General features: G+C 55.3%; 15 protein-coding genes. 4 read left to right on the forward strand and 11 right to left on the reverse strand.

All coding sequences use genetic code 11. The features are described 5' to 3' along the window. The first annotated feature begins 10 nt into the window (after positions 1-10). The 3 genes from HALTITAN_RS06135 to HALTITAN_RS06145 all read left to right on the forward strand — a co-directional run bounded on the left by HALTITAN_RS06135 (position 11) and on the right by HALTITAN_RS06145 (position 2,818). The gene (locus HALTITAN_RS06135) at positions 11-1,231 is read left to right on the forward strand and encodes an argininosuccinate synthase (RefSeq protein WP_027959286.1); all 1,221 of its coding nucleotides are present in this window, start codon (positions 11-13) and stop codon (positions 1,229-1,231) included. 75 nt (positions 1,232-1,306) lie between these two features. Then, positions 1,307-1,636: an HlyU family transcriptional regulator gene (locus HALTITAN_RS06140; protein WP_022523652.1), complete on the forward strand. Its 330-nt coding sequence runs from the start codon at positions 1,307-1,309 to the stop codon at positions 1,634-1,636. 39 nt (positions 1,637-1,675) lie between these two features. Next, a complete protein-coding gene (locus HALTITAN_RS06145; protein WP_039858345.1) occupies positions 1,676-2,818 on the forward strand; it encodes a DUF294 nucleotidyltransferase-like domain-containing protein in 1,143 nt (380 codons plus the stop codon). A gap of 6 nt (positions 2,819-2,824) precedes the next feature. On the opposite strand, the gene HALTITAN_RS06150 is transcribed toward HALTITAN_RS06145, so the two are convergent. The 5 genes from HALTITAN_RS06150 to HALTITAN_RS06170 form a co-directional block, all read right to left on the reverse strand. After that, entirely contained in the window at positions 2,825-4,051 is a 1,227-nt protein-coding gene (locus tag HALTITAN_RS06150; protein WP_236614931.1) for an EAL and HDOD domain-containing protein, read from the reverse strand. 97 nt (positions 4,052-4,148) lie between these two features. After that, positions 4,149-6,893, reverse strand: coding sequence for an ATP-binding protein (locus tag HALTITAN_RS06155; protein WP_009286577.1), 2,745 nt, complete (start codon positions 6,891-6,893; stop codon positions 4,149-4,151). A gap of 2 nt (positions 6,894-6,895) precedes the next feature. Beyond that, the gene (locus tag HALTITAN_RS06160; protein ID WP_022523648.1) at positions 6,896-7,105 is read right to left on the reverse strand and encodes a hypothetical protein; all 210 of its coding nucleotides are present in this window, start codon (positions 7,103-7,105) and stop codon (positions 6,896-6,898) included. Continuing rightward, entirely contained in the window at positions 7,105-9,165 is a 2,061-nt protein-coding gene (locus HALTITAN_RS06165; RefSeq protein ID WP_039858347.1) for a 3'-5' exonuclease, read from the reverse strand. Before HALTITAN_RS06165 ends, HALTITAN_RS06160 begins: the two co-directional genes overlap by 1 nt. Beyond that, positions 9,162-9,536: a response regulator transcription factor gene (locus HALTITAN_RS06170; protein WP_022523646.1), complete on the reverse strand. Its 375-nt coding sequence runs from the start codon at positions 9,534-9,536 to the stop codon at positions 9,162-9,164. The genes HALTITAN_RS06165 and HALTITAN_RS06170 overlap by 4 nt, the downstream gene beginning before the upstream one ends. A 368-nt stretch (positions 9,537-9,904) precedes the next feature. On the opposite strand from HALTITAN_RS06170, the gene HALTITAN_RS06175 reads away from it, so the two are divergent. Continuing rightward, entirely contained in the window at positions 9,905-11,038 is a 1,134-nt protein-coding gene (locus HALTITAN_RS06175; RefSeq protein ID WP_039858348.1) for a tRNA-queuosine alpha-mannosyltransferase domain-containing protein, read from the forward strand. A gap of 11 nt (positions 11,039-11,049) precedes the next feature. Here the strand turns inward: HALTITAN_RS06175 and nth are convergent, their stop codons facing one another. The 6 genes from nth to rsxB form a co-directional block, all read right to left on the reverse strand. After that, entirely contained in the window at positions 11,050-11,688 is a 639-nt protein-coding gene (gene nth / locus HALTITAN_RS06180) for an endonuclease III (RefSeq protein WP_009286578.1), read from the reverse strand. Between the two features lie 73 nt (positions 11,689-11,761). Next, positions 11,762-12,463 carry an electron transport complex subunit E gene (locus HALTITAN_RS06185; RefSeq protein ID WP_009286579.1) on the reverse strand — a complete coding sequence of 234 codons (702 nt, stop codon included), beginning with the start codon at positions 12,461-12,463 and terminating at the stop codon, positions 11,762-11,764. After that, positions 12,460-13,119, reverse strand: coding sequence for an electron transport complex subunit RsxG (rsxG, locus tag HALTITAN_RS06190; RefSeq protein ID WP_009286580.1), 660 nt, complete (start codon positions 13,117-13,119; stop codon positions 12,460-12,462). Before rsxG ends, HALTITAN_RS06185 begins: the two co-directional genes overlap by 4 nt. After that, positions 13,116-14,165, reverse strand: coding sequence for an RnfABCDGE type electron transport complex subunit D (locus tag HALTITAN_RS06195; RefSeq protein ID WP_009286581.1), 1,050 nt, complete (start codon positions 14,163-14,165; stop codon positions 13,116-13,118). The genes rsxG and HALTITAN_RS06195 overlap by 4 nt, the downstream gene beginning before the upstream one ends. Next, positions 14,162-15,817 (reverse strand): electron transport complex subunit RsxC, encoded by a 1,656-nt coding sequence (gene rsxC, locus HALTITAN_RS06200; protein WP_039858350.1) that lies wholly within the window; start codon positions 15,815-15,817, stop codon positions 14,162-14,164. Before rsxC ends, HALTITAN_RS06195 begins: the two co-directional genes overlap by 4 nt. Then, entirely contained in the window at positions 15,817-16,413 is a 597-nt protein-coding gene (rsxB, locus tag HALTITAN_RS06205; RefSeq protein WP_039858351.1) for an electron transport complex subunit RsxB, read from the reverse strand. The genes rsxC and rsxB overlap by 1 nt, the downstream gene beginning before the upstream one ends. Between the last annotated feature and the right edge of the window lie 12 nt (positions 16,414-16,425).

The raw sequence follows: 16,425 nt of genomic DNA on the forward strand, positions 1-16,425 counted from the left end.
GGAGCAAAGAATGTCCGATGTCAAAAAGGTTGTGCTGGCATATTCAGGCGGCCTGGACACATCCGTTATCGTTAAGTGGTTGCAAGAAACCTACAACTGCGAGGTAGTGACCTTTACTGCCGACATCGGTCAGGGCGAAGAAGTCGAACCGGCGCGAACTAAAGCGCAAGCGCTTGGCGTGAAAGAGATTTACATCGAAGACTTGCGTGAAGAGTTCGTGCGCGACTACGTCTACCCGATGTTCCGCGCCAATACTATCTATGAGGGCGAATACCTGCTGGGTACCTCTATCGCTCGTCCGCTGATTGCTAAGCGGTTGATCGAAATTGCCAATGAAACGGGTGCCGACGCTATTTCCCATGGTGCTACGGGTAAAGGCAACGACCAAGTGCGTTTCGAACTTGGCGGCTATGCCCTGAAGCCCGGCGTAAAAGTGATCGCCCCTTGGCGGGAGTGGGATTTAACTTCCCGCGAAAAGCTAATGGCGTATTGCGAAGAGCATAAAATTCCGGTCGATTTTTCTAATAAAAAGAAAAAATCGCCCTACTCAATGGATGCCAACCTGCTGCACATCTCCTATGAGGGCGGCATTTTGGAAGATCCCTGGGCCGAAGCTGAAGACGATATGTGGCGCTGGAGTGTCTCTCCTGAAGCCGCGCCCGACCAGCCCACCTATGTTGAGCTGACGTTTGAAAAGGGCGATATCGTGGCCATCGACGGCGAGCCGTTGAAAGCCCATGAAGTGCTCGAAAAGCTCAACAAACTGGGTGGCGACAACGGTATTGGCCGTTTGGATATTGTTGAAAACCGCTACGTGGGCATGAAATCTCGTGGCTGTTATGAAACGCCAGGGGGCACTATTATGTTGCGTGCTCACCGTGCCATTGAGTCGCTCACCCTAGACCGCGAAGAAGCCCACCTAAAAGATCAGTTGATGCCGAAGTACGCAGAAGTGATCTACAACGGTTACTGGTGGAGCCCTGAGCGTCGCATGCTGCAGGCGGCCATTGACGAGACCCAAAAGAATGTAGCGGGTGTCGTGCGTATGAAGCTCTACAAAGGCAGCGCTACCGTAGTGGGCCGCAAGTCCGATGAGTCGCTGTTTGATGAATCAATCGCTACCTTTGAAGATGATGCTGGCGCTTACAATCAGAAAGATGCCGAAGGCTTTATTAAGCTAAACGCGCTGCGTTTGCGCATTGCCGCAGGCAAGGGTCGTAAGCAGAGCTAATTAAGCGCTGATAAAAGCAGCTTATATCTTGCAGGGTGGCCATCTCCTTGCCGCCCTGCAAGCAAAGGAGCCATTATGCTTAAGAAATTATTTTCCGGTCTCTTCGGTAGTGATCGTCAGGCTGAGCCAGGTGCTACCACCAAAGCTGCTGAGCCGGTGGAATACAAAGGTTACGAGATTGTCTCTCAGCCAGACAATCAGAGCGGTCAGTACCGCGTCAGTGGCTGGATTCGCAAGGCCGACGCCAGTGGTGAAACTCTTGAGCACCGCTTTGAGCGTTCCGATATGCTCCCAGGGCGAGAGGCCTGTGATGCCATGATGATCACCAAAGCGCAACGCTATATTGATGAAGTAGGTGAAGCGATGTTCGAGCCAGACCCGCGCAGGGCAGGCGAGGGCGAGTAGCAACAACGCCATCATATCATTCTAGTAAAGGAGAGGCGTATGCGTTTAGTACACCAAGCCTCACCCTGGCGCTCTCTGTTCCATGAGGATGGAACGTTTAATGCCTCGGCGCTTAATGCGCCGTTAGATCATCTCTTCTCGAAACTCTTCTCTACATTCCCCTCGCCGCAAACCTCATTAGCTGACGTCTATGCGTGGCAACTGCCGCTGGTCGAAACGTTGGTGCATTATGATTTACCCGCCTGGCGTATTAGCCAAATCATCAGCGACCACAATGCTTTACTTTATCGTCAGGCTATTGCGCAATCCCTGGACGAAATGCAGGCGCAGGGGTGGGGCGCTCCGCCAGTCGACTACTGCATACTGCTACTAGGTTCCGCGGCGCGTTTTGAGAGCCTGCTAGGCCCCGACCAGGATAATGCGCTGATTATTGACGATTATCCTGACCATCGCCACGTAGAGATCGACGGCTACTTTCAAGCGCTGGGTGAGCGGTTTACCCAGCGCCTGGATGAGGCCGGTATTCCGCTCTGCAATGGCCATGTCATGGCGCGATGGCCGATGTGGCGCAAACGGCTGAGTGAGTGGCACGCGCAGCTAGACATTTGGAGCGCTGACCGCCGGGTAAAGCGCGTACAACAGACTAATATCTTACTCGATTTTGCCCCGATCGCTGGTAATCCGGCGCTTGCTAAGCAGTTGGGTGAGAGCATCGCTTCGACACTTCCCAAAGCGCCACTGTTTATGGATGAAATGGCGGCGCTACTGGATGAGTTGCCGGTGGCGCTGGATCGCTTTGGGCGGCTTGCCTCAAGCCCGGGCCTGGATGCCCCTCACGAACAAGCCCTTAATCTTAAGCATCAAGGCTTGTTGCCGTTGATTAGCGCTGCACGCTTACTCTGCTTGCGGTACGGGCTGCGCGATATACCCACACGCGAGCGATTGATCGCGCTAAGCCATGCAACGGATGCGCTAACGTCGGCTGAATCGGCGTTGCTTGTAGCCGCTTTTGAGCGACTGCAGCAGCGCCTATTGGATCAGCAGCGGTATAACAAAGCTCGCGGTCAGGCTGCAGATGGCTGGGTTGACCTGCGGCGCCTGCGCGAAGACGAGCGATTACTGCTGAAGTTTGATCTACAGCAGATTAAACGTTTGAGTGCTAGCGCTCAAAGCAGCGTATAAAATAAATCAGCTAGCGTCGGTATAAACAAGCGAGCGCGCTTTAGAAGCCGCTTGGAGCATGACGTCGGATGGAAAATCTAGAGGAGAAAATTGACTCTCTGCGGCCTCCACATCATTAAGTAACTTACCTAATGAGCCTATACGCTGATTGATAGCATCTTCAATAAAGCGCCCAAGCCTGATTTCATTCTTCATGAGTTCGGCACTAATCCCCAGGATGGTAGGCATTAGCGAGAATAAACCCGCGATAAAGCTTTCCTGTTCATCGAGTCTACGTTGGTCGGCCATCATTTCACATGCAAATGCCCGGGTTAACCCTTTGATAAGGTTAAGTTTGCTCACAGGGCTGTTGTTAGCGAGCATAACAATGGTAACCAGGGTACGTAGCTCCCTCAGCCCTATAATATGTAAACAATCAATCAGTTTCGTCGTGGGACGACGTGAGCCCTTCTCCGCGGAGTTTGCGCGCTTGAATATTGCGCTCAGTAAGTAAGGATCCCTAGCCACTAACGTACTGATTTCAGAGAGACGCACATTGTCACTATACAGTGCGGAAAGTAGCTGCATTTGATTGGCGCGTGACGTTGAGAGACGAGCTGTTTGAGTTAGTTGGGTTTTGGGGCGCTCATAAAAATAGCCCTGGAAAAGAGTAAAACCTAGCGCTTTACACTGCTTGAACTCTTCCTGTGTCTCAACTCGTTCAGCCAGAAGCGTAATCCCTTCTTTGTGTAGCTTTTTTATTAGTTTTTTAGGTAAGTCGTTGGATATGTCAAATTTGACGATGTCGCAGAAGGGCAGAAATGCATGGTTATGTTCATCTAGGATAAAATCATCTAACGCTAATTTATACCCTTGGCTTTTAATGTAGTGCAAGGCATCAATAACTTCTTTAGTAGGCGAAGTATCCTCGAGAACCTCAATGACTATTTGTTGACTAGGTAGCCCAGTCAGGTCTGGATTGATGAGCCAGTCTGCAGAAGCATTTATAAACAGCTGGCGTGTGCCGCAAAGTTTATCCAGGCCAATTTCATAGACAGCAATAGCACATGCTCTGGCGGTGGCTTGGACATTATCAAAAACGTTAGCAGTCTGATTCGTTTCATTAGCCCGATAAAGAAGTTCATCGGCGACATGACGTAGCTGAGCATCCACTATTGGCTGGATCGCAATAGTGTACTCATTTGTGTTCGCTTTTTGAGGAAGGTGACACTCATTTTTCATCGGCTCATCCACGACATGCTTCTTTAGGCGAAAGTAGAACTCTGGAGTAAAGAATAACTTAGTTTTAGTGAGCAAGGCTAGCCGTTGTCACCAATAAGGAATCAACGCTTTATGTTGGAGGCGCAGCGGGGAGTTCTAGCGTTAAGCAGGCACCGCCTAAGGTTTTAGCATCTTCGACCCAAAGCCGTCCCCCCAGGTGGGCGATAATGCCCCGGCTAATCGGTAGCCCTAAGCCACTGCCCCTTGGCCGACCACGGGGAATATCATCGCCTTGCTGAATTTGATGGAATTTTTCAAATACCCGCTCACGCTCATCTTCGCTAATACCCGCACCGTTATCCTCTACACTCAGACGGAAATGACGCCGATGACGATAAAGCGTGAGGCGCACTTTTGGCTGCTCCCGATCGGCAAACTTACCCGCGTTATCAAGCAGGTTAATAATCACCTGTTCTAAACGGTCATGATCGCCAACCACCATCGCAGGATCAGCTTCTAAGCTAACGTCTAGCACTATGCCGCGCTCCTCATGCAGATGCGCAATAGCATCAATGCTATGCCGAGTCAGGGCGGCAAGATCAAGAGGAACGGGGTTAAGCGTTAAACGGCCGCTCTCCAGACGGGCAAGATCCAGAATTTCTTCAATTAAACGTGACAGGCGCTGGCTCTCGTGGACGATCACGCCAAGAAAATGCTGACGTTTTTCATCAGGCAGTTGGCTGCTATCGCGCAATATTTCGGCAAAGGCGCGAATCGAGGTGAGCGGCGTGCGTAGCTCGTGGCTGACCATGGCGACAAACTCATCTTTCAAGCGATCCAGCTCACGCAGGCGCTCATTGGCACTACGCAGTTCTTCGCCAATTTGCACCAGCTCCTGAGACTTCTGCTCCAAACGGCGGTTGTACTCCAGAGTTTGTGAGGTCGTGTCCAGAATGCTCAGAATCGACTCAATATCCAGTGCTTCGCCGCGTACCACCGAGTTGATCAATACTCGCGCTGAGGAGCTACCCAACGCCCCCGCCAGTGCCTGTTCGGCGCGAGTAATCAGCTCCGCGGTGGCGGGCTCGTCCGCTGCATAAGCGCTTTTGGCTCCGCTATGGCTAAATACACGGCGGGTGGTCGGGGTGCCAAGATAGCGAACGAGTAGTTCTTTGAGTGCACCCTGGGTAGTTTGCCCGCGCCATAGTGACGAAGATAGTGAGGTGGTTTGCAAATTGGGGTGCATCGCTTCGGTGAACAGTGCCGCCTGAGTTTGCTCAAGGGGCGTAGGGCGGGTAAACAGCGATACCCCCACCAATAGCCCCACGTTGGCCAACATGCTCCAGAGCAGCGAATGGGTATAAATATCCCAATTTTCGAGCCCGAATAAGCTGTAGGGCACTAGCCAACCGATGCCCCATGGCCCCTCGGTGAGCAGTGCTGTATCCAACCAACCGGATTGAGCAAACCCGGGTAGCAGCAGGGTATAGCACCAGATTAAGAACCCGGCGATTAAACCAACGGTGGCGCCTTGGCGAGTAGCGCCACGCCAATAGAGTCCAATCAAAAGCGCTGGAGCAAACTGCGCGGCCCCAGCGAAGGAGACCAAGCCAATAGTGACAAGGCTATAGGAGTCACCAATCAGAGCATGATAGAGATATCCGAGCAGTAGAATCAGCACGATAGCGATGCGGCGAATACCCAACAGCCAACCGGCAAGCTCCCCTTTGGTACTCAGGTGCAGGCGCCGTGAGCGCAGCAGCAGTGGCATCACCAACTGATTGCTAACCATAGTGGAAAGCGCGATTGTCTCCACAATCACCATGCCTGTCGCCGCAGACAGACCACCAATAAAGACCAGTAGCGGCAGCCCTTCTAAACCAGCTGAGAGCGGCAGCGTGAGTACGAAGCTGTCTGGATCACCTGCGCTTACGCCTAACAGCAGGCCAGCCAGCGCAATGGGAATAACGAACAGATTAATCAGCAGCATGTAGAGGGGGAATAGCCAGCTTGCTCTGGCTAAGTGCTGCTCATCGACATTCTCCACCACCAATACCTGGAATTGGCGAGGCAGAGTTAAGAAGGCCAAAAAGGCCAGCACCAGCATGCCCACCCAGCCGGTGACCCCACCAGGAACACTATTCAACCGCATGCTATCGACAAGGGCCGGCGTGGCCGCTACCTGGGCAAACAGCGCGGCGGGGCCTTCAAACATCACAAACACCACGAACACGCCAACGGCCATAAAGGCTACCAGCTTAACGATAGATTCCACGGCGATCGCTGCCACCATGCCTTCATGGCGCTCGCTGGCATCCAGGTGGCGTGTGCCAAACAGAATAATAAACACCGCCAACACCAGGGCGACCCAGAGGGACTTATCCATCCAGAAGTGTTCATCCACCAACGTAGTGTCGGCCGCGTGGGGATAATTGATCAGTACCGCATGGCTAACAGTGATGGCTTTTAACTGCAGGGCAATATAGGGGGTGATGCTAATGAGCGCCATCAGTGCCACCAGCGCGCCTAAACTGGTGCTTTTGCCATAGCGGGCGCTGATAAAGTCGGCAATGGAAGTGATTCGCTGCCGCGCGGCGATGCGCACCATCTTGCGTATAACAAAAGGGGCCAACAGCATCGCCAGCGTCGGCCCCAGATAGATGAGCATAAAACTGGGTCCATACTCAGTGGCGCGCCCTACGCTGCCGTAGAACGTCCAGGCCGTGCAGTAAACAGCAATAGAAAGGGCATATACCGTTGGCGAGCCAATGATGGAACGACCCTGCTCTGCCCGCCGGTCGCCCCAGGCGGCGACCACAAACAGCAGCGCCAAGTAGCCAAAAGCGGTGCCGAGGATAATCGCCTCACTACGCATGGTTAGCGGCCTGCACGCTGTTCCATCAGCCAGGCGGTTAAGCCGATCACCCCAGCCCAGGCGATAAATAGATAGAGCGGTAGCCAGCCCACGCTAAACGCGGGAAGGCGATCCACCACGATAATCAGCGGCGGGCAGAACAGTAGCAGGGCAATCGCCACCAGAGCCATTAGGCGCTCTGTTTGGCGTGATTTAACACCGAACGGTTTCATTAGGCACTGGCATCCTGTCGGTCGAAGGCGTTGGCTTGCAGCGCTAACAACTGCTCGAGGGTATCGACGCCGCGGGCTTCTAGGCGTGGCAGCAAAGCTAGCCATAGCTCGGCGGTAACACGAGCATCGCCTAATGCAGTGTGGCGGGTGCCCGGCGGAAAAGCCAGATCATAGCGCTGGGCAAGGCTATCCAGATCATGCCCAGCGAGTGCTTCGTCCAGTGCCCGTGAAATCAGTAGGGTATCGATCACAGGGATATCAAAAACGACCCCTTTGTGGCTAATGGCAAGCAGATCAAAGGCGGCATTATGGGCCAGCAAGACGGCTTCGCCGACATAATCACGAAAGCGGGTAAGCACAATATCCAGCGGTGGCGCACCGATCACATCGGCATCGGTAAGGCCGTGAATCGCGGTGCTAGCCGGCGGGATCGGCCGCTGCGGATCAACTTTTTGATCGAAGACCTCGCTTGCCAATAAACGGGCGTTGACCACGCGGCAGGCGCCAAGACTGATGACGGTGTCGCCTCGGCGTAGCTCAAGCCCGGTGGTTTCCGTATCAAAGGCGACTATTTCCAGGCTGCGCAGTGTTCGGCTGGCCAGCGCTTCATCTGGTGGAGGCAGGTCGGCAATGCCAAAGTCATGGAATTCAGGGCGCGGCGGGGCGGTTTCGCGTGGGGCGCCGACGCGCTCCATGGCGGGCAGGGGGAGTCGCAGGCGTGAATGAACGCCGTCATCGTCGGCAAGGCTCCAGATGTCGCTGGCGTGTTGGCGCAGCACATCCGCGACGCTTGGCGTCAATGGCAGGGAGTTTAGCGGCTGCTGGCGCCACTCCGCCAGTTCGTGTTCAGGGATTGCTTTGCCACGCCAAATAAGGTCGAGATAGACGCGCTTATTGCCCAGGCACATCTCACCCTCAAAGCCACTGTCAGGCAGATGGGTATTGAGGTGTTTGACTAAAGAGTCGAACAGCGCAATGAGTGCCGGAGCGTCGCCTTTAAACCAGGCTGGCATGCCCACCGGGGTGATTAGGCGGTGCTCCGGATCAAGACGCTCATCCAACGCTTGCCAGAAATCGTTTGACCACATGGGCGTCAAGCGCTCGCCCTGGTGTTGCATATCGTCGAGTAGCTGGCCGATTTTAGCCACGTTGTCGCCAAGCGTAACGCCTTCCTCGTGGATTACCCGCTCAAAACGCTGGCGTAAAGAGGATGTACTGGCGTCATTTTGATCGCGCAGCTGTATCAGCGCATCAGCAGCGCTGGTCAGGCTGGCGGTATGCTGGCGAAGCGGGGTCAGCATGGCCGCCAGTTCCGCTCTAACGCCCATTTCGCTCGACCAAGAGGCGGTGGCGTCACTAAAAGTCAGCAGTGTTTCGCCATCGCTACCCGGTACGCGGCGTAAAATGACTTTGAGCCAGCGGTCATCACAGGGAGCGAGTAACTCGCGCGGGGAGCCGTCATTAGGCAGTTGACCGAGCATTTGCTGTAAGCTTACTACTGGCAGCAGCGCCTCCAGGCGTTTACCCAGCCCTAACCCGGTATTACCCTCAAAAAAGTCCTCGGCTGCCTGATTGAACAGCATGAGCCGGCGGTGGTGATCACACAGTAGCAGCGGTGTTTCGAGCACTTGCAGCAGCGTTTCCAGCTCCTGACGAATACGTGCAGCGCTGCGGGCGCCGTCAGCGTGAGCGGTGGCAAGGCGACTGCGATCTGATCGCCAACTTTCGCGTACTCGACGTAGGTCGGGCCCCAGCCCTTTTAGCCAACCTTCGGGTGGGTGCTCGTCTCGGGCGTCCGGGTTGGCGACCAGGCGTGCCAGCTGCACCTGTAAATGGCGCAGCGGGGTAAACAGCATGCGCTCAAGCAGCAAACCGACTAAAAAAATCGTCGCACCACCGGAGAAACTGCCTAGCCAGAGAGCGATGCGCGTTACGCCTGTGGGAGCAAGCTTGGCATCCAGCCAAGCGGCGAAAATGGCTCCACCCAGCAGGCTGATGCCGCTAAGTAGCAACCAGAGGCCAATCAGGCGCTGACGCTTGGGCAGCCCGCCTCGGGTCATGGCTGCTCCTCAATCAGTAGCGCTTTGACTTTTTCGACCAGCGACTGAGTAGAGAAGGGCTTGGTGATGTAATCATCGGCGCCCAGCGCCATGCCTTTTTCCCGCTCAACGTCACGCCCGTGAGCGGTCAACATAATAATGGGAAGCTGGGCAGTAGCCGCTTCGCTACGCAGCCGCTCTAAAACGTCAAAACCGCTAATCCCGGGCAGGCTAATATCAAGTAGCAGTAGATCAGGCTGGCTATCATTCACTCTTGCCAGGGCCTGTTCACCATCTTCGGCAGTGACGACCTCAAACCCCGCTTGCTCCATCAGGAATTCTAGCGATAAAACAATGTTGGGTTCGTCATCGACGACGAGCACTTTAGCCATGGAGCTCTCCTGCTTTTATTTGTTTTAACGTTTATTTGTTTTAAAGCCGTATGAATGCAGTCTAGATAGATCTAACAGGTCAGCCAAGACGACCTTGGCCGAATGCGTGCAAGTTCAGGGAGCTATTGCAAAAGAGATAGGGTTTGCACGAAAAGTCGGCGAGCGAAGACTAGACAAGGCAAAAATCAACGAGAAAGCGGAGTTTACGGGGTGTAAATGAGCATTTCGAGGCGATTTTTAACGCAGTATTGTCGAGCGCAGGCAGTTTTCGTACAAAGCCTAGTAAGCGCGCTTTGTTACACTGCACACCTCTGTGCCATTGCTTAACATGTTATGGCGTTCCACTGATCTGGCTGTTAGGGCTGTAAATGCGCGTTCTCCTGTTATCTGCCTACGAGGCGGTGAGCCATCGCTACTGGGCACAAAGTTTAATGGCGCAGCTTGAGGAGGTGTCGTGGACGCAGTTGAGCCTGCCGCCACGACATTTTGCTTGGCGTATTCGTGGCAATCCGCTGAGCTGGATGCTCAAAGAGCACGATACTCTCAGCCAGTCGTTTGATGTAGTGCTAGCCACTTCGATGGTTGATCTGGCAACGCTGGTAGGGCTGTTCCCGCATCTGGGTCGAGCAAAAAAGGTTGTCTACTTTCATGAAAACCAGTTCGCCTATCCTGAGTCGAGCGATCAAATGCCACAAGTAGAGGCCAAAATGGTCAATCTCTATACGGCGCTGGCGGCGGATAGCGTGGTGTTTAACAGCGCCTATAACCGTGACTCCTTTATTGATGGCGCGCGAGCTTTTTTGAAAAAAATGCCGGAAAACCTTCCGGCAGCTAAGCCATTAGAAGCGATACGCGAGCGGGCTATGGTATTGCCGGTGCCCATTCCTGATAGCACAGCCCCTGAAAACTTAGCACCTGAAAACGTAGAGCTTGAAAACTTAGCATCTAAAAACTTAGCACCTTGCCAGCAAACGGCTTTTCAAAAAATGGTGCCACAGCGAATTATCTGGAATCACCGCTGGGAGTATGACAAAAATCCCGACGACTTCTTCACCGTGTTGTTTGCGTTAAGCGAAGCCGGTGTAGCGTTTGAACTGGCGGTGCTTGGTCAGCGTTTCCGCCAAGTCCCCGCTATTTTTGCCGAGGCCGAGCAGCGCTTAGCCAAGCATATTGTGGCTTGGGGGCCACAGCCGGAGGAGGCCTACCGTGAGTTGTTGGATAGCGCGGATATTGTGGTTTCGACCACTTGGCATGAATTTCAGGGGTTGGCGATCATGGAGGCGGCCCAGCGCGGGGCGTTGCCGCTGGTGCCTCATCGGCTCTGCTTCCCGGCGCTTTATCCGCCTGCCTATCGCTATGACGGTACCCGGGAAGGGCTTTACGACCGGCTCAGTGCTTGGCTTAACGATCCAGCGACTCGCCCTGAACTACTTGATACTACCGCTTGGGAGTGGCCCGCTTGGCGTGAGGCTTACCGCCAGTTGCTGATGAGTTCGACTTGATGGCCTAGCCGTTAAGCAAGTTCGGTTTTGTCTTTGTAGTCGCACAGATCCTCGATAATGCAGCTACCACAGCGGGGTTTGCGCGCGATACAGGTGTAGCGGCCGTGCAGAATTAGCCAGTGGTGAGCATCGTGCAGAAACCCTTTTGGCACATGGCGCAGCAGTTTTTGCTCCACCTCAACGACATCTTTGCCTTTAGCGATGCCGGTGCGATTGGATACCCGGAAAATATGCGTATCCACCGCCATGGTGGGCTGACCGAATGCCGTGTTGAGAATCACATTGGCAGTTTTACGGCCTACGCCGGGTAAGGCTTCCAACGCTTGGCGGGTGTCGGGCACTTCGCCACCGTGCTGATTAACGAGGATGTGGCAGGTTTTCATCAGGTTTTCGGCTTTGGTGTTGTACAAGCCGATGGTTTTGATATGCGCTTTAAGCTCATCGATACCTAAATCAATGATCGCTTGGGGCGTGTTAGCGACCGGGTAGAGCCGCGCCGTGGCTTTATTGACGCCTACATCGGTGGCTTGAGCAGAAAGCAGTACGGCAGCCAGCAGCTCAAAGGGCGTGTTCCAGTTAAGCTCGGTGGTGGGGTGCGGGTTCTCTGCCTGAAGGCGAGCAAAGATTTCATGACGCTTTTGGGCATTCATGGCGGGTCTCTTAATAAATACGCGTTATAAATACAAGCAGTTGCTTACATGTGTACTTTCGGCATCTTGCCAACTATTTAATCGTGCCGGTAACCCGTACGCGGCGCTCAGTTCGGGGTGCTGCCGCGACTGGCTTGGCACGGGCAGCATTGCGTTGATCGATAACGTTTTTCAGCGCGATTAACAGGCCCGCCACAAAGAACGCGCCGGGCGGCAGCACGAAAAACAGGAACTGGTAGTCGTCGGCAATCGTCAGCTGCCAACTGGCCGCTTGCGGCCCAAACAGTAGCGCCATATCGCTAAACAGCGTGCCTTGGCCCAGCAACTCGCGCAGAGCGCCAAGTAACACCAGTACCGCAGCAAAACCCAACCCCATCATAAAGCCATCGATGGCCGCTGGAAGCACCGGCTGGCGGGAAGCAAATGCATCGGCTCGGCCAAGAATGGCGCAGTTGGTCACGATCAGCGGAATAAAAATCCCCAATACCTGATAGAGCGGGTAGGCGTAGGCGGCCATGAGCAGTTCAGCGCAGGTAACAAAAGCTGCAATCACCATTACGAAAGCGGGCAAGCGCACCGCGCTGGGCACCTGGTGACGAATCAGCGAAATCGCCGTGCTGGCGCCTACCATTACCAGTAGCGTAGCCAGCGCCAGCCCCAGCGCATTGACGACATTTCCACTCACGGCTAGCAGCGGGCAAAGTCCCAGCAGTTGCACCAGCGCGGGGTTATTCGACCAAAGGCCGCTTTGGGCTAGTTCGCGCCACTGGCTCATAAGGTGGGCTCCTCAAATGACATCGGTAGCGGTGTATCGGCGGCGTACTGAAGCGCTTTATGGACAGCGTTGACCACGGCTCGGGGCGTAATCGTTGCACCGGTGAACGCATCAAAGTGACCGCCATCTTTAGCTACCGCCCAGCCTTCTGGTGGCAAGCTATCTAACCTTAAACCATTAAACCGGGTGATCCAGTCGCTGCGGCTGCGCTCAATGTCATCGCCTAGCCCAGGCGTTTCCTGGTGCTGGGTAACGCGCACGCCGCTGATACGCTGGTGCTCATCAATGCCAATCAGTAGGTGGATTTTGCCGTTATATCCCTGGCGGGTTACCACCGGCAAGATCACTGCGCTGCTTCCGTTTCGGCTCGGGTTATTGTTCTCGCTGCCACTTACCCACCAGCCTTGGCTATCACTCGCCAACCCTAGCGCTTGTGGGTTGGGAAGGGTAAAGGTGCTCTCCAGTACCTGGGTGACGGGGGTATTCGCCAGCGCTTGGGGCAGTACTTCCTGCAACTGGCGGTGTTGGTAAGCCAACTGATGTGTCTCTATACGTTCGGCGGTTAGCGCGCGGGTAAGCGCGACACTGCCGGCGGTAATCAGTGCAAAGGTGCCCAGCGCGAAGGCGCCACGCCGCATGGCCTGGAGCAGCGTCATGGCTGTTCTCCTGGCTTACCCGGTGAAGCTTTTTGCTGGCCAGTGGGCCGCGGCACGCTATATATATCCAGTAATGGTACGCACAGGTTCATCAGTAAGACCGCAAACGCCACAGCATCGGGGTAGCCGCCAAAGGTGCGAATAATGATAACCAGCGCGCCGATCCCCGCGCCATAAATAAGTTTGCCGCGTTGGCTGGTGGCAGCGGAGACCGGGTCGGTGGCAATAAAGAACGCCCCGAATAGCGTTGCCCCGGTGAGCAGGTGAAACAGCGGTGAAGCAAAGTGGCTGGGGTCGCTGAGATAAAACAGCGTGTCCAGTAGTACTAGGCTGCCAAGCATCGCGATCGGAATATGCCAACTAATAATCCGCTTCGCTAACAACACCACACCACCTACTAGCCAAGCAAGTGCTACCCATCGCCAGGCAGTTAGGGTTCCATTCGGCAGTGGGTTAGCCGCCCAAAACTCGCTGGCAAGCACGGCGTCCCCTTTGTGCTTAAAAGCATCTAGCGGTGTTGCGCCGCTCAAACTATCTAGTTGGGCGGTCGGTAGAGTTCCGGTGATTTGCGCCCATAAATCATTAGGTAGCATTTCCTGGGGCGGTGCCCATAGCGTCATGTAGGTAGGAAACGACACCAATAGCAGCGCATAGCCCACCATGGCGGGGTTAAACGGGTTATGCCCCAAGCCGCCGTATAGCTGCTTGGCGACTACAATTGCCGCGATCATACCCACGCCGACAAGCCACCAGGGGCTAGCGGGTGGCAGTGACGTGCCCAGCAAAACGCCGGTAAGCAGGGCACTTGAGTCATTCAGCGTCACACGAATGGGGCGCTTGCGTAGCCGTAGCACGGCGGCTTCAAGCGCAATACCAAAAGCGGCGGCTAACAGTACATTGCTGATAACTCCAAGGCCAAAGAAGTAGCTCATGGTGGCGATGCCTGGCAGGGTTGCTGCAATTACCCAGCGCATTAAGCTTGCCGTTGGTGGCACCGCGGTTGCCGTCATGGCATCTTTAACGCCTGAGGCGTGCATCATGCTCATGGCGACTCCTCGTTAGACTGCTGTTCGCGCGCCTGGGCAAGCTGCAACTCGGCTGCTTTCAAGTTCTCCTGGGCGGTGGCAAGCTGCATTTCTAAGTCATCCAGGGATTGTTTAGGATCTTCCTGAGCGACGCGCGCCAGGGTTTTTTCAGCCTTTTTGACCGATGCTTTGGCGGCGGCATGGGCGATGCGCAGACCGCGTAAGTCGACCTTTTCGCTGTTGGTTGCGGCAGTGTTAGAAGGGCGCCGCTGTTGCGCCTGGCGGGCTTGCTTGCGTGCCTGTTTCTCAGCCTCCTCCCGAGCAAGCCGCGCTTGGCGAAACTCAAAACGGTGCTTGGCGTGCTCCGCTTTTGCTGTCTCAATTCGCTGCAGGCGTAACCGGCTTTTAGCTTCCCGGTAATCCACCACGAGCGGAATATGGCTGGGGCAGACGTAGCTGCAGGCACCGCACTCAATGCAATCAAATAGGTGGTAGCGCTCAAGCTTGGCATCATCCTGAGCGCGGGCGTACCAGTGCAGCTGTTGCGGCAGCAGTGCTACCGGGCAAACGCTTTCGCACTCACCGCAGCGAATGCAGGGCGATTCTGCTGGGGGCGGCGGTAACTCTTCAAGCGTTGCCGCGATTAAACAGTTGGTAAGCTTGGTGACCGGCGTATCGAGCGTTAGCAGTGGCGTGCCCATCATGGGGCCACCTTGAATCACTTGGTGTAACTCTGGGGTATTTAACCCTGCCTGCTCCAGCAGCTCTCTAACCGATGTGCCCAGACGCACCCAGCGATTGCCGGGCTGGGTGATGGCCTCTCCAGTCAGCGTGACCACCCTGGAAACCAGCGGCTGACCATCGCGCACTGCGTGTAGTATCGCCAGTAGCGTGCCTGGGTTGTGGCACAGCACGCCAACATCAGCAGGCAGCCCGCCACTGGGTACGTTGAGGTCTAGCAGTTTTTTAATCAGTTGTCGTTCGCCGCCGCTGGGGTAGCGGGTGGCGATCACGGCCAGCTCGACGGGGACTGGCTGACTATTGGTTAGGGCTTGCTTCAGCGCGTCAATGGCCTCGGGTTTGTTATCCTCGATGCCAATAACGATATGCTGCGCGCCACACAGTTTGGCGATTATCTGTGCGCCTTCAAGCACCTCGTTAGCGTAGTGGCGCAGGGTAAGATCATCGGCGGTGATATAGGGCTCGCACTCGGCGGCGTTAATCACCAGGGTGTGAATCGTATGTTGTTCGACCACCCGCGCTTTAATATGGGTGGGAAACCCGGCGCCACCTAAGCCGACGATGCCGCTCTCGTTTAAACGCTCAAGCAGCGCGTGGGGTTCGACATTTTGCCACACCAATGGTGGCAGTCTAAGCCACTCATCTTGCCCGTCACCCTCAATGCTGATTTGGGTAGTGCTAACCTCGCTCACCGTACCGCTAATGCTGGCGTGCAGGGCACTAGAGACCATACCTTCACGTTTGGCAATCACGCTGCCCACTTTTACCGCATTTCCTTGCGCCACACAGGGCTTCGCTGGCTGACCGCTGTGCTGCTGAAGGGGGAGAGTGACCCGGCGGGGCAGTGGCGTTTCAATCAGCGCGGATTGGTTTGAACGCTGTTTGCGTTCGGGGGGGTAAATCCCTCCCGGGAAGTCAAAGGCGTTCGACATCAAGACACCCTTGAAGCGGGTTGGCGGTCGCTGGCAATCATGTTTGATGAGTGCGCCACTACCGGCTGCCACTGGGTGAGCGGGGCTGAGCGTGGCAGCATATCGATACAGTCCACGGGGCAGGGGTCAAGGCAGAGATCGCAGCCGGTGCACTCGTCTTCAATCACGGTATGCATTAATTTAGCCGCGCCGATAATCGCATCGACCGGGCAGGCCTGGATGCACTTGGTGCAGCCAATGCACTCCGCTTCGCGAATAAATGCCACCTTGGCTTCGCTTTGCGCTTCGCCATCCAGGGGCTCGGGGTCGCGCCCGAGAAGATCGGCAAGGGCGTGAATCGTCGCTTCGCCACCCGGAGGGCATTTATTCAGCGCATCACCCTGGTTAATGGCTTCAGCGTAAGGGCGGCAGCCTGGGTAGCCGCACTGGCCGCACTGGGTTTGCGGCAGTAGCGCATCAATTTGCTCAACTAGCGGGTTATCTTCGCGCTTAAAGCGCTCGCTCACCAAGCCCAGCAGGGCGCCAAAACCGATACCCAAGCCGGTTAATACCGCGACGGCGCTGAGGATTCCAATGATATCAATGGTGCTATTCATTGCGCGCTGCCT

Source organism: Vreelandella titanicae BH1, from assembly GCF_000336575.1.
Lineage (GTDB): Bacteria > Pseudomonadota > Gammaproteobacteria > Pseudomonadales > Halomonadaceae > Vreelandella > Vreelandella titanicae.